The 12669-nt window shown below is 69.1% G+C and carries 14 protein-coding genes; 10 read left to right on the top strand and 4 right to left on the bottom strand.

The annotated features are described in order from the left end of the window. Nucleotides 1-4 precede the first annotated feature (4 nt). From BN1959_RS13655 to BN1959_RS13685, 7 genes are all read left to right on the top strand, one after another. A complete protein-coding gene (locus BN1959_RS13655; RefSeq protein WP_053949171.1) occupies nt 5-2653 on the top strand; it encodes a hint domain-containing protein in 2649 nt (882 codons plus the stop codon). 196 nt (nt 2654-2849) lie between these two features. After that, on the top strand, nt 2850-3125 hold the full coding sequence (locus tag BN1959_RS13660; protein WP_053949172.1) for a DUF7854 family protein: 276 nt from the start codon (nt 2850-2852) through the stop codon (nt 3123-3125). 71 nt (nt 3126-3196) lie between these two features. Next, nucleotides 3197-3847: a DUF7504 family protein gene (locus tag BN1959_RS13665; protein WP_053949173.1), complete on the top strand. Its 651-nt coding sequence runs from the start codon at nt 3197-3199 to the stop codon at nt 3845-3847. A 26-nt stretch (nt 3848-3873) separates the two neighbouring features. Beyond that, nucleotides 3874-4212 carry a DUF7855 family protein gene (locus tag BN1959_RS13670; protein WP_053949174.1) on the top strand — a complete coding sequence of 113 codons (339 nt, stop codon included), beginning with the start codon at nt 3874-3876 and terminating at the stop codon, nt 4210-4212. Next, on the top strand, nt 4212-5036 hold the full coding sequence (locus tag BN1959_RS13675) for a DUF7856 family protein (protein WP_053949175.1): 825 nt from the start codon (nt 4212-4214) through the stop codon (nt 5034-5036). The genes BN1959_RS13670 and BN1959_RS13675 overlap by 1 nt, the downstream gene beginning before the upstream one ends. Before the next feature lie 38 nt (nt 5037-5074). Then, on the top strand, nt 5075-5806 hold the full coding sequence (locus BN1959_RS13680; RefSeq protein ID WP_053949176.1) for a DUF7857 domain-containing protein: 732 nt from the start codon (nt 5075-5077) through the stop codon (nt 5804-5806). Next, a complete protein-coding gene (locus BN1959_RS13685; protein ID WP_053949177.1) occupies nt 5803-6459 on the top strand; it encodes a P-loop NTPase in 657 nt (218 codons plus the stop codon). The genes BN1959_RS13680 and BN1959_RS13685 overlap by 4 nt, the downstream gene beginning before the upstream one ends. A gap of 14 nt (nt 6460-6473) precedes the next feature. Here BN1959_RS13685 and BN1959_RS13690 read toward each other — a convergent pair whose 3' ends face one another. Continuing rightward, complete coding sequence (locus tag BN1959_RS13690) at nt 6474-7328, bottom strand: transcription initiation factor IIB (RefSeq protein ID WP_053949178.1); 855 nt, start codon at nt 7326-7328, stop codon at nt 6474-6476. Nucleotides 7329-7497: 169 nt separating this feature from the next. Between BN1959_RS13690 and BN1959_RS13695 the strand changes: the two genes are divergently transcribed. Continuing rightward, the gene (locus BN1959_RS13695) at nt 7498-7995 is read left to right on the top strand and encodes a DUF7858 family protein (RefSeq protein ID WP_053949179.1); all 498 of its coding nucleotides are present in this window, start codon (nt 7498-7500) and stop codon (nt 7993-7995) included. Here BN1959_RS13695 and BN1959_RS13700 read toward each other — a convergent pair. Then, the gene (locus tag BN1959_RS13700) at nt 7992-8774 is read right to left on the bottom strand and encodes a hypothetical protein (protein WP_053949180.1); all 783 of its coding nucleotides are present in this window, start codon (nt 8772-8774) and stop codon (nt 7992-7994) included. The genes BN1959_RS13695 and BN1959_RS13700 overlap by 4 nt on opposite strands. Before the next feature lie 142 nt (nt 8775-8916). Between BN1959_RS13700 and BN1959_RS13705 the strand changes: the two genes are divergently transcribed. Both BN1959_RS13705 and BN1959_RS13710 read left to right on the top strand, forming a co-directional pair. Next, a complete protein-coding gene (locus BN1959_RS13705; RefSeq protein ID WP_053949181.1) occupies nt 8917-9765 on the top strand; it encodes an amidohydrolase family protein in 849 nt (282 codons plus the stop codon). Nucleotides 9766-9836: 71 nt separating this feature from the next. Continuing rightward, nucleotides 9837-10328, top strand: coding sequence for a PaaI family thioesterase (locus BN1959_RS13710; protein WP_053949182.1), 492 nt, complete (start codon nt 9837-9839; stop codon nt 10326-10328). A 15-nt stretch (nt 10329-10343) separates the two neighbouring features. Here the strand turns inward: BN1959_RS13710 and BN1959_RS13715 are convergent, their stop codons facing one another. Together BN1959_RS13715 and BN1959_RS13720 are read right to left on the bottom strand one after the other, a co-directional pair. Next, nucleotides 10344-11489: a phenylacetate--CoA ligase family protein gene (locus BN1959_RS13715; protein WP_053949183.1), complete on the bottom strand. Its 1146-nt coding sequence runs from the start codon at nt 11487-11489 to the stop codon at nt 10344-10346. A gap of 84 nt (nt 11490-11573) precedes the next feature. Beyond that, nucleotides 11574-12617: a branched-chain amino acid ABC transporter permease gene (locus BN1959_RS13720; protein WP_053949184.1), complete on the bottom strand. Its 1044-nt coding sequence runs from the start codon at nt 12615-12617 to the stop codon at nt 11574-11576. Nucleotides 12618-12669 lie beyond the last annotated feature (52 nt).

The following is a 12669-nucleotide window of genomic DNA, read 5'->3' on the forward strand; positions in this document are numbered from 1 at the left end:
TACGATGGCTCAGACGGGGAACCAGGAACTCACGGAGCGGTTCATCCAGTTCTACCGGAACTACTACCGGGAGGAGGTGGGGCGGCTCGCACAGGAGTACCCCAACGAGCGCCGCTCGCTCTACGTCGACTACAACGACCTGTTCACGTTCGATCGCGATCTGGCGGAGGACTACCTCGCCAAGCCCGAACAGATGCAGGAGTACGCCGAGGAGGCGCTCCGGCTGTACGACCTGCCCGCGGACGTGAGCCTCGGGCAGGCCCACGTCCGCCTGCGCGCGCTCCCGTCTGAGCAGACCGTCGACATCCGCGATCTGCGGGTGCAGGACGACCACATCGGCTCGATGATCGCCGTCCAGGGGATCGTCCGCAAGGCGACCGACGTGCGGCCGAAAGTGACCGAGGCCGCCTTCGAGTGTCAGCGCTGCGGGACGATGAGCTACATCCCCCAGAGCGACGGCGGCTTTCAGGAGCCCCACGAGTGTCAGGGCTGTGAGCGACAGGGCCCGTTCTCGGTCAACCACGACCAGTCGGAGTTCGTCGACTCCCAGAAGCTCCGGGTCCAGGAGAGCCCCGAGGGGCTGCGCGGCGGCGAGACCCCCCAGAGCATCGACGTCGACGTCGAGGACGACATCACCGGGAACGTGACTGCGGGGGATCACGTGACCGTGACAGGCGTCCTCCACATCGAACAGGTCACGCAGGGCCAGGAGAAGACCGCCCTGTTCGACCTCTACATGGACGGGGTGACGATCGAGATCGAGGACGAGGAGTTCGAGGACATGGACATCACCGACGAGGACATCGCCGAGATCGTCGAACTCTCCAACGACCCCGAGATCTACGAGAAGATGGTCGGCTCCATCGCGCCGGCGATCTACGGCTACGACGAGGAGAAGCTCGCGATGGTGCTCCAGCTGTTCTCCGGCGTGACGAAGCATCTGCCGGACGGCTCGCGGATTCGCGGAGACCTGCACTTGCTGCTGATAGGCGATCCGGGTACCGGGAAGTGCCTCAAAGGTGACACAAAAGCGACACTATCTGATGGGCGCGAGCGGCCGATCCGTGAACTCGTCGAGGAGAACCTCGACGACCCCAAACCCGTCGACGATGGCGTCTGGGACGAGGTCGATTTCGAGGTACCGTCGATGCAGTCGGACGGACGTATCGAACAACAGCGTGCGACGAAAGTCTGGAAGCGTGAGGCGCCCGAGAAGCTCTACCGGATCAGTACTGCGAGCGGGCGTGAACTGGAAGTCACACCGTCACATCCGCTGTTCGTCCCCGGTGGCCGAGGTCCAAGCGCGGTTCGAGCAGCCGAACTGGAGACGGGACAGTTCGTCGCAACAGTCCAAGAGGGCCAGTCAGCACTGACCGACGGTGGTACGGCCACAGTTGGGACGCGATCCACGGGCCCGTCGACTGTCGAGGACATCGACTGGGACCGTATCGAGTCCATCGAGCCCGTCGAGCCCGAAGACGACTGGGTGTACGATCTGGAGGTCGAAGGGACCCACAACTACCTCTCGAACGGTGTCGTCTCGCACAACTCCCAGATGATCTCCTACGTCGAACAGGTCGCCCCCCGCTCCGTCTACACCTCAGGCAAAGGATCGTCCGCTGCGGGCCTTACTGCGGCGGCTGTGAGGGACGACTTCGGCGACGGCCAGCAGTGGACGCTCGAAGCCGGCGCGCTCGTGCTCGCGGACAAGGGGATCGCCGCCATCGACGAGCTGGACAAGATGGATTCGGGGGACCGCTCGGCGATGCACGAGGGGCTCGAACAGCAGAAGATCTCCGTCTCCAAGGCGGGCATCAACGCGACACTCAAGAGCCGGTGTTCGCTACTCGGCGCCGCGAACCCGAAGTACGGCCGGTTCGACCAGTACGAGCCCATCGGCGAGCAGATCGACCTCGAGCCGGCGCTGATCTCGCGGTTCGACCTGATCTTTACCGTCACCGACCAGCCCGACCCCGAGCACGACAGCCGGCTGGCCGAGCACATCCTCAAGACGAACTACGCGGGGGAGCTCCACACCCAGCGCGAGGAGAACCCCAACTCGGAGTTCACCGAGGAGCAGGTCGAGAACGTCACCGAGGAGGTGGCGCCGGACATCGACGCCGAGCTCCTGCGGAAGTACATCGCCTACGCCAAGCGCAACGTCTACCCGACGATGTCCGACGAGGCCAAAGACGCGATCGAGGAGTTCTACGTCGACCTGCGCTCGAAGGGCGCCGACGAGGACGCCCCCGTCCCCGTCACCGCCCGGAAGCTGGAGGCACTGGTTCGGCTCGCTGAGGCCTCCGCGCGGGTCCGGCTCTCGGACACCGTCGAGGAGCAGGACGCGGACAAGGTGATCGAGATCGTCCGGGACAGCCTGGAGGATATCGGCGTCGATCCCGAGACCGGCGAGTTCGACGCCGACGTGATCGAGACGGGGACGAGCAAGTCCCAGCGCGACCGGATCAAGAGCGTGAAGGCGCTGATCGGCGACATCGAAGAGGAGTACGACGAGGGTGCGCCGATCGAGGAAGTGCTCGACCGCGCCGGCGAGGTCGGGATGGACGAGGACAAAGCCGAGAAGGAGATCGAGAGCCTGCGCAAGAAGGGCGAGCTGTACGAGCCCGTACAGGGCCACCTCCGGACGACGTGACACCAGTCACGGCTCGTGACCGGCGCCGAGCTTCGGCTCGGCGCTTGGAGCGTGTTGCCGTGACTGTGTTGCACTGACTACCGCTCGTGACCGGCGCCGAGCTTCGGCTCGGCGCTCGGAGCGTGTTGCCGTGACTGTGTTACGCCGACTACCGCTCGGGACGCTTATGGTCCCGGGGCCGCCACCACCGGGCGACGTGGACCACATCTCCGCGCTGCGCAACGTCGAGGAGGCGTTGCGGGCGTTCGAGAACGGCGAGGCCGACCTGGCGACCACCCAGCGGCGCGTCCAGTCCGTGCTTCAGAGCTACGCTACCGAGTTCGAGGCCGAGGAGCGCCGACCCTACCGAGCCCACGGCGAGGCGCCCGCCGACGGCGTCGTCGTCGTCGCGCCAGACGTGGAAACGGCAAAAACGCGAGTATTAGAACTCACAGACGCCGAAAGCTCGTCGTTCGACGTCGAACCGCTCTGACTGTTCTCACTATTGAGAAGTCGAAAAGGCTATGTTACCACCGTATGTACGTTAGGTAGAGAGGCACGCCCGTGACTGCACCGCAGACAGCCGAGACGATACCCGAACGCTTGACGGGCGCGAACAGCACCCTGCTCCTCACCTCGTCGTTCACCGACGAACGGCACTGTACGGAGCTCCTGCACCCCGACGACCCCGCCGAGACGAACGTCCTCTGGGTGTCCTACACGAAATCCCCGGACCAGCAGCTCCGGCGATGGCGCGAGCACACCGACGAGCGGCCGGCGGAGATGGGGATCGTAAGCGTCGAGGACTCGACGCGCTCGGTCGCCGCCGAGACAGGAGGCAGCAGCGGTCCCGGGGGCCCGTCGCTCCCGGAGACGAACGCGCCCATCGAGACGGTGAACAGCCCCAACGACCTGACCGGGCTGGGCATCCGTATCACCGAGTTCCTCACCGACTGGGACGAAAAAAACGACAACCGAACCGTCGTCTGTTTCGACTCGCTGACCGCGCTCCTGCAGTACGTCGAACTCGAGACCGCCTACGAGTTCCTGCACATCATCACCGGCCGAATGGCGAACACCGACGCGTTCGCCCACTTTCACATGGATCCGGATGCGCACGACGATCAGACCGTCGAGATCATCACCAGCCTGATGGACGGGGTCGTCGAGGTCGATGCGAGCGGCGAAGAGCATATCCGGGCGCGCAAGTCTTAATTTTCTACGAACACAGCAGCAACCAAATGCTGCTGGTCGCGACGTACTCTCGCGAGGCACGGACGAGCCTGCGGAACGTCTGTCGGGGGCACGAGGAGGCCACGGTCCGGCAGTTCGGCCGGGCAGCGCTGCTGGCGGACACCGAGTTCGGGGCGTTTCTCGCCCTCCGCTTGCGGGAGAAACACGGCGCCGACGTCCAGATCGAGCGCACCGAGCCGCTGAACGAGTACGAGTCCGTCCCGGAACGGGTCCGCGAGGCCGCAGCGGCGTACGAACAACGGGACCACCCGAGCACGCCGTACCCGAAGTTCGCATCCGGCACCGATCACCCCGAGCCAACGGCGATGCAGGGCCGGGAGCTCTGATGCGGGTCGTCGAGGACGGCCGAGTCGTCGGCGAGGGGCACGCGATCGATCTCCGCGGGGAGCCGTACTCGTCGGAGACGGTTCGGGCAGCGATACAGGGCGCGGAGACGGCGCTGTCGATCGACTGTCTCGCCCCGTCGCGGTGGTGGGAGCAGCTCGCCGTTCCCGACGACGGAACCAAGCCGCTCTGCCGGCTCGTCGCCGCCGCGCGGGCCCGAGGCTGCCGATCACCGACCGAGCGAGCGTTAGCGGCCGCCGAGCGTGAACTCCGCGAGCTCACGGTCGAGGCGGTGTCGACCGCCTCAACGCGCCGACAGCTCGCCGACGCCGGGACCGAGGTGGAACGGCTTCGAGAGGAGGTCGCCGCCGCCCGTGGACGCCTCCAGAGCCGGCGGGAGACGGGCGCGGACACGGCTGAGGCCGAGGCGGCGCTCGAAGAAGCGACCCGACGGCTCTCCGAGGCCGAAACCGAGCGCGTCGCCGCCGAACAGGCCCACGAGGACGCGCAGCGACGGGTGCGCGAGGCTCGCGACGCTCGCGAACGACGGCTCCGACTGCAGGACCGCGTCGCGAACCGCCGGCGGGAAGCCCGACGCGCGCTCGCCGTATCGGTCGCCGACGAGTTCGCGGCCGCCGTGGACGCCGTCCCGGGCGAGGCGACGCTCTCGACGGAGCCGCTGAAAGTCGACGGCGGCGACGTGACGGCTGCGCTGGCGGCGGCCCGAGTTGCCGACCTCCACGCGCCCGTGCTCGACGCAACTGGGCGGTTCGACAGCGCCTCGGCGGCCGCGGACGCGCTCGGCGCGCCCGTGATCCGGCTCTGACCCCGACCTTTTGAACGAGCGGGCGGGCACCCCCGCAGATGGAGCTCGACTGGACACAGGAATCCGCCGCAGGGGTGACGCTGGTCCGCGTCCGCCTCAGGAACGAGCGTGCGACCGACCGTCGAGTCCGCCTCCGGAACCGGCTCGACGGCCCCGTCCTGCCGCCGCGACGCCACGGAGTGCCGGCGGCTGGCTGGGACCGCGACGGTGTGACGGAAGTCGTCCCCGCCAACCAAACCGTGGCGCTGGGGTACGCCTCGCCAGCACCGACGACGGCGCCGCCGGTGACTATCGACGAGGTCGGTCGCGTCGAAGAGGAGTCGGACCACAGCACGTCGGAGGCAGCCGTCAGGGAACTCGGCGATCACCGACCGCCGCGGGCAGTGCTCGGCGGGGAGAGCGAGAGCGACAGGGGCAAAACGGGCGGGGAGCGTTCGGTCGTCGATCGAACCGCGGACACGATCGACGATCAGCGAGACACCACCGACGGGCGTTCCGCGCGACACGCGTCACTCCCCGACGAAGCCGGGGTGCTGCTCGCACCTTATCGAACGCGAATCCGGACCGCCGAAGCGCTAAACACCGCCGGGGTCGTCGAAGCGACCGCACTGCTCGACGCGAACGGCAGCCTCGCCGGCGTCGAGTCGCTCGCGGCCGACCTCGACGCCGACGCGCGGGAGCTCCGTGCGCTCGCCCGGGCCGCGGACGCGTTGGCCGCCCGCGCGGCGGCGACGGCGCCGCCGACGGACGCGCTCCGGAGGCTGTCGTGATCCTCGCCGTCGCGAGCGGGAAGGGCGGCGTCGGCAAGTCGACGGTCGCGTACAACCTCGCGGGCGCGCTGGAGGGCGTCGTCGTCGACGGCGACCTCGGAATGGCGGACCTCCCCGCCGACTGCGGACCCACGCTACACGACGTGCTGGCCGGGCGCGCCGGCGCCCGTGAGGCCATGCAGGCGGGCCCAGTGACGGTCCTCCCCTGCGGCCGGTCGCTCGCGGGTGCCCGCGCGGCCGACGTGACGGAGCTAGGCGACGCGCTCGAACCCATCGAGCGCGACCACGGGATCGTCGTGATCGACTGCCCAGCCGGACTCCGCGCGGACGTGGGTGTGCCGTTGGCCGTCGCCGACGCGGCCGTCGTGGTCGCTTCGCCGGAGCCGTTCGCGCTCGCGGACGCGCTCCGGACTCGGGAGTTGGCTCGCGAACTCGACGCGCCGCTGTCGGCGGTGGTGCTGAACAGGGTCGTCGACGATCCGCCGACGCCGACGGTGCATTCGGCACTCGGCGCGCCCGTCACGTCGGTGCCGGCTGACCCACGGCTCAGCCGGTCGATCGAGGCCGAAGCGCCGGTCGTCGACGCCGCGCCGGAAAGCGAGCCGGCGGCCGCCTTCGCGTCGCTGGCCGAGCGAGTCGAGCGAAGCGAGTGAGGAAAGTGGTGTTCTCAGTCCTGTAGCGCCTGATACGTCGTCCGGACGGTGACCGCGGTCACGTCCGCCACGTCGGCCGCCTCGGCCTGCGTGACCGTCTGCCCCTCGCGGCGGGCGGCGAGGTAGAGCGCGCCCGCGGCGACGCCGCCGGGGTTGCGGCCGTTGGCGTGGCCCGAGTCGACCGCCGCCTCCGCGAGTTCGCGAGCGCGCCGGCGGACCGCCTGCCCCAGATCGAGCTCGCTGGCGAAGCGGGCGACGAACTCCGCGGGCTCGGCGGCCGAGACGGGCAGGCCGAGTTCGCGGTTCATCGCGTCGTAGGCCGCGCGGTGTTCCGCGGCGGTCGCTTTCGCGGCGTCGAGCACCTCCTCGGTCGTGCGCGAGACGCCCGCGACCCGGCAGGCGGCGTAGACGGCCGCGCTGGCGAACCCCTCGATCGAGCGCCCGCGCAGGAGGTCCTCGCTCTGTGCGGACTCGAACAGCGAGCAGGACTGATCGCGGATACGGTCGGGCAGTTCGAGCGCGCCCATCAGCCGCCGGATCTCGGTGAAGCCGTACACCTGATTGCGCTCACGCTTCGATCGGATCTGCGTCCGGCGGTGTTGGCGGCGCAGGCGGGACCACTTGCGGTTCTTCCCGCGGCCGTCGCGCCCGATCTCCGTCGAGAGCCCGCGGTCGTGCCGGGAGCGCGTCAGCGGTGCGCCACACCGGGCCGGGTTGCGGTCGTCGTCCTCGAAGCTGCGCCACTCGGGGCCACGGTCGAGCCGGTCGGTCGAGACGACCAGCCCACAGCCCTCACAGACCGTCTCGTCGCCGTCGGCGGTCAGTCGCCCGTCGCACTCGGGACAGCCGGTCGCACGCGTCGTGCTCATACTCGAAGATCGGTCCCGATCGGATACATAAACCCGGGTGGTTCCCGGGGTTTCGATCCCGCTCCCGTCGGTCGAACGTACCGATAACCGGTACGTTCTCTCACCGCTACTCTCTAGGTATAGTTCAATAGTGAAAACTATTAAACTATATCGCGAAGAACGCCCGCGTATGACGCTCGAAGAGATCGCCGCCGGCATCGAGGTGACCGCGGAGCAGGAGGCCCGCGGCGTCGCCGCCGCCGACGAGACGGGCGAGGCGCTGGTCGAGCGTCTCCGTCCGCACGCGGGCGCGCTTCCCTGTACGCCCGAGGCCGCGGCGACCGTCGTCGAGACACACGCCGCGGGAACGAGCGTGGGCAAGAGCGCACGCGAGGCCGGGATCGCGCCCGTGACGGCCGCGAAGGCGCTGCACCGCTGTGGCGTCTCGGGCGTGACGCCGCTGTCGCCGATGGCTCGGGAGATCGTTCGGGACTGGCAGGCCGGCGAGCTCTCCCGGGCCGAAGCCGTCGAGCTGACGGGCGCAAGCGAGGCGGAGTTCGCGCTGGGGAGCTACATCGAGAGCCACGACGCCGACCCTGCGCTGTCGGCCGCGGTCGCGGACGTGGGCAGCCCCACGGACGAGGATCCGCTCACCGACGCGGTCGGCGACGTCGACGAGCTGTTCTAGTTTTCGCGCAGCGATTCGACTGCTGCCACGAGCCCGTCTTCCGCTAACGGGAAGTCGAGTTCGCGGCCGAGAACGACGTCGGCGGCGGCCGCGAGCGCGTCGACCCCGGCCTCCGTCTCGAGGCCGGCGGGCGCCTCCCCATCGAACTGCGGGAGGATCGCGTCGGCGTCGGCCTCGGGGAACGCCCCCGTCCCCGCGCGGTCGGTAGCGAGGACGGCGTCGGCGTTCGTCCCCACGTCCTGCAGGCGGCCGCGGATCGTCTGGACCGCGTCGACGCCGCGCTCCGTCGCGGGGGCGACGACGGCCACCCGTTCGGCGGCCGTCACCGCCGCGACCGCGGGGTTACTCCCGAGCGGCGGCGTGTCGATCAGTACGCGGTCGAACGCGGTCGCCGCCGCCGTGATCCGCTGCTCCAGTTCCTGTGCGGCCTCGGGGGCCTTCGCCCGTGCGAGGCGCTCGAACGGCGCCCGGGCGGGGAGGCAGACGATCCGGCCCGGTTCGGGCAGCGCCTCGGCGTCGAGCGCCGCACGGTCGGGGTCGGGGTCGTACTCGATCGTCCCCGCCGAGAGCGGCCTGTCGCTCCCGTCGGTGACGAGCGTCGTCGCGTCCGGGTCGATCCGGCCCGGGAGGTGCCGGGCGAGCCCTTGCGTGTCGTAGGCGGTGTCGAGCACCGCCACGTCGTCGCCGCCGGCGGCCAGCGCGTTGGCGAGTTCGAGACAGGTCCGGGTCGTGCCTGCGCCGCCGGTCGCGCCGACGAGCGCTGCAGTCGAGAGCGCCATACGCTTCTTTCCGTTCCTTATTTCAGAAAAATCTTCGGCACCGTTCGGGCACAGGCCGCTGTCGGTATTTTTACTATCCGCGTCAGCGACCCCCATACGGAACCAATGGGACGACCGAGTACGGACGGCGTCACGGTGAGCGATGACGGCTGAGTTCCCGGTCGACAGCGTCGTCGACGCACACGTCCACCTGATGCCCGACCGGCTCATGCGGGCGATCCGGGACGCGCTCGGCGACGCTGCCGGCTGGACGTTCGACCACCCGACGGATCTGGCGGCGATGACCGAGATCCTCCGGGCGGCCGGCGTCGAGGAGTTCTTCGCGCTGCCGTACGCCCACCGGCCGGGGATGGCCGACGAGCTGAACGAGTGGGTCTGCGAGACGGCCGCGACCGCCGAACACGTGGTGCCGTTCGCGACCGTCCACGCGGGCGACGACGACGTCGGCGGGATCGTCGAGCGGGCCGTCGACGCCGGCGCCCGCGGGCTGAAGTTCCAGTTGCCGGTTCAGGGGTTCCCCGTCGACGACCCGCGGCTGGAGCCGGCGTACGAGGTGGCTGCCGCCAACGACCTGCCGCTGCTGGTCCACGCGGGGACCGCGCCGATGTTTCGGGACGACCCGAACGTCGGCGTCGACCGGTTCCGCTCGTTCCTCGACTCCTACCCGGATCTCCGGGTGTGTGCCGCCCACATGGGCGCGTACGACGTGGACGCGTTCTGTGAACTGGCCCGGACCAACGAGAACGTCTTCCTCGATACGACGTTCTCCATGTCCGCCGTCGCCGAGGAGTACATGGCGTTCGACCCGGACTCGGTCGCCGACGAGACGCTGATCAAGCTCTCGGAGTCGGTCATGTACGGCTCGGACTTCCCGAACATCCCGTACTCCTACGAGAAGGAGCGGGCACACCTGCTGGCGCGCGAGCTCCCGATCGAAACCCAGCGGGACATCTTCTCGCGGACGGCGCGTCGGTTCCTGGGGGAGGCCTGACTTCGGCGGATCCAGTGGGGGCCGCCCCCATCCGACGTTTTTTGTCGGCCTGTGGTGAACGCTGACACAGTATGGGAGAGCGAGGCCGGCGGCTCGTCACGGACGGTGAGGGATCGACGAGCGACGACGCCACAGCCGGAGGAACCGAGGGGACCGGCGACGAGGACGACCGGACGGCGCTCGTCCGGGAGCTGTACGACGCGATCCCGTTCCACCGGGAGCTCGAGCTGGAGGTGCTCGCGGTGACCCCCCGGAAGGCGGAGACGAGGATCCCGTTCGACGGCTCGCTGGTGGGCAACCCCGATCTCGAGGTGCTCCACGGCGGCATCATCAGCTCCATCGTCGATCTCACCGGCGCCGCGGTGTTCATCGGCCACCGCGGCGACTACACGCCGACGGTCGACCTGCGCGTGAACTATCTGGAAGCCGCCGGGAAACACCCGCTGTACGCGACGGCGACCATCGAGCGCCGCGGCGAGAACATCGGCGTCGCAAGCGTGGCGGTCGAGTCCGGCGACGCGGTCTGTGCGACGGGCACCGGGGTGTACAAGCTGAGCGACTGAACGCCGCCGCGACCGTCAGTAGCGGTTGTCGACGACCCCGGTCTCGTCGAGTTCCGCGACCAGCGTCACCTCGTCGGGCGTGACGAGCAGGCGGTCGCCGAGCGCGGCCCGCAGTTCGTCGACGGGGGCCTCGCCCGCACAGACGACCGTCAGTCGGTCGGTCGTCTCCGGCTGGTCGACCTCGATACGGTACTCGCCGGTGAGCCCCTCGAACCCCGCAAGCACCGTCTCGATGCTCTCGGGGTACACCTTCACGCCCTTGACTTTCAGTCGCTCGTCGGTTCGTCCGATGACGCCGTCGGGCAGGACGAGTTCGCCGTCGCGTTCCTCCAGTTCCGCGAGGTCACCCGTGCGGTAGCGGATCAGCGGGATCCCCTCCTTCCGGACGTGCGTGACGACGACCTCCCCGCGCTCGCCCGTTCCGAGCACCTCCCCCGTGTCGGGGTCGACGATCTCCACGACGGCGTAGTCGGTGACGACGTGGAGCCCGTCCTCCGCCTCGGTCTCGGCGGCGACGGGCATGATGTGCCGCGTGCCGAAGTAGTCCGTCGCCGTCGTGGCGCCGAGGGCGTCTTTGACCGCCTCGCGCCGGCCCGGGATGGAGGTGAACGGCTCGCCGGCGCCGACGAACGTGTCCACCTCGCCGCCCGCCTCCCCGACTTTCAACGCGAAGCTCGGGTTCCCGATGAGCGCGTCCACGTCGAACTGGTGGGTGATGTCGGCGGCCTGCTCGGAGTCGCCGGGGCCGAGCGGGAACACCTCCGCGCCGAGCTCCTCCAGCGCCCGGTGGACGACGTAGCCCGTGCCGAACAGCTGGTAGCCGAACGTGTTGATCACGCGGTCGCCGGGCTCGATACCGGCCCGTTCGAACACCTCGGCGTTGACAGCGGCCTGGTGCTCCAGATCTCCCTTGGTGTCGAACACCGGCTGGAGATCCTCGCCCATCGGGGAGAACGTCACCATCGCGGCCCCGTCGTACAGCGAGCCGGTCGGCGGGTCGGCCTCGAAGTCGTCGACCAGCTCCTCGCCCGTCGTGAACGGGAGCTCCCGGAACGCGTCCCAAGAGTCGACGGCGTCGGGATCGATGTCGGCGTAGAACTCGTGGTCGGTCGCCCGCGTCAGTTGCTCGCGGACGGCCGCGAGCGTGTCGGAGTCGTACATCGAGTGGAGTAGGGGTCTACGGTCACATAAATTTCCGTCCGGGCTACACTCGGGGTGGTGCGACGGCAGAGGGGAGCGGGCCGGTCAGTAGGCGAACGGCCACTTGCGGAAGTACTCCTTGATCTTGCCGAGCGCAGCCAACACCCCCTTGGGCTCGACCGCGAGGACGACGATGATGATGACGCCGAAGAACACCGGCACCGTCGCGGTGGCGTTCAGCCCGGTCGCGTCGCTGACGATGCCGAGTACCTCGCGGAGGTTGTCCCGGATGAGCGTGACGACGCCCACGCCGAGCAGCGCGCCCCAGACGCGGCCGAGGCCGCCGAACAGCAGCATCACGTAGTGTTCGAGCGTGAGCGAGAGGGTGAAGTAGCCGGGGCTGATGAAGCCGATCTGGAACCCGTAGAGGCCGCCGGCGACGCCGATCATGAACCCCCCGATGCCGAACGCGAGCAGCTTGTTCTTGAACACGTTGACCCCCAGCACCGCCGCCGAGAGGTCGTTCTCGTGGACCGCGCGGAACGTCTTCCCGATCCCGGTCCGGGAGAGGTTCAGCGACAGCAGCGCGAACAGCAGCACCGCGACCAGCGCCAGGTAGTACTTGTCGAAGGTGCTCCCGACGTCGGCGACCGGGCCGAGCAGCCCGACGCTCGACGGGAACTGCTGCTGGGAGCCGCCGTGGATGAACGCGGCCTGCCCGTTGTTGAAGAACCACTCCGAGATGAACTGGAGCGCGAGCGTCGAGATGGCGATGTAGAACCCCTTGACGCGGAACGAGGGGAGGCCGAACCCGACGGCGACCATCGCCGACATGACGCCGCCGATGACCAGCGCCGGCAACAGTCCGGCGCCCGCCTCGAGCAGCCGGCTCGTCGAGTAGGCGCCGATCGCCATGAACGCCCCCTGTGCGAGGACGATCTCGCCGGCGTACCCCAGGATGATGTTCAACCCGAGCACGGCGATCCCGAAGATGTACGCCTGTGACAGGAGGGTCAACGTCCCCCCTTCGAACAGCAGCGGGGCGAGGAACGGGAGGGGGAGGCCCAGCGCCAGCGCGATCTTCTGGGTGCGCCAGCGGACCAGCCCCATCCGGGAGGTGTAGTCGGTGAAGTACTCACCGCAGGGCATCGCACCACCTCCGTCCTGCGGGCTCGGTGTCGGCCCGCCGTCGGGCCGTCGA

It is taken from the genome of Halolamina sediminis, assembly GCF_001282785.1.
Taxonomy (GTDB): domain Archaea; phylum Halobacteriota; class Halobacteria; order Halobacteriales; family Haloferacaceae; genus Halolamina; species Halolamina sediminis.

What these genes read in the sequence shown, in the direction of transcription:
- BN1959_RS13655 (WP_053949171.1), top strand. Translation starts at nt 5, where the DNA reads ATGGCTCAGACGGGGAACCAGGAACTCACGGAGCGGTTCATCCAGTTC.
- BN1959_RS13670 (WP_053949174.1), top strand. Translation starts at nt 3,874, where the DNA reads ATGCTGCTGGTCGCGACGTACTCTCGCGAGGCACGGACGAGCCTGCGG.
- BN1959_RS13675 (WP_053949175.1), top strand. Translation starts at nt 4,212, where the DNA reads ATGCGGGTCGTCGAGGACGGCCGAGTCGTCGGCGAGGGGCACGCGATC.
- BN1959_RS13680 (WP_053949176.1), top strand. Translation starts at nt 5,075, where the DNA reads ATGGAGCTCGACTGGACACAGGAATCCGCCGCAGGGGTGACGCTGGTC.
- BN1959_RS13690 (WP_053949178.1), bottom strand. Translation starts at nt 7,328, where the DNA reads ATGAGCACGACGCGTGCGACCGGCTGTCCCGAGTGCGACGGGCGACTG.
- BN1959_RS13695 (WP_053949179.1), top strand. Translation starts at nt 7,498, where the DNA reads ATGACGCTCGAAGAGATCGCCGCCGGCATCGAGGTGACCGCGGAGCAG.
- BN1959_RS13700 (WP_053949180.1), bottom strand. Translation starts at nt 8,774, where the DNA reads ATGGCGCTCTCGACTGCAGCGCTCGTCGGCGCGACCGGCGGCGCAGGC.
- BN1959_RS13705 (WP_053949181.1), top strand. Translation starts at nt 8,917, where the DNA reads ATGACGGCTGAGTTCCCGGTCGACAGCGTCGTCGACGCACACGTCCAC.
- BN1959_RS13710 (WP_053949182.1), top strand. Translation starts at nt 9,837, where the DNA reads ATGGGAGAGCGAGGCCGGCGGCTCGTCACGGACGGTGAGGGATCGACG.
- BN1959_RS13715 (WP_053949183.1), bottom strand. Translation starts at nt 11,489, where the DNA reads ATGTACGACTCCGACACGCTCGCGGCCGTCCGCGAGCAACTGACGCGG.
- BN1959_RS13720 (WP_053949184.1), bottom strand. Translation starts at nt 12,617, where the DNA reads ATGCCCTGCGGTGAGTACTTCACCGACTACACCTCCCGGATGGGGCTG.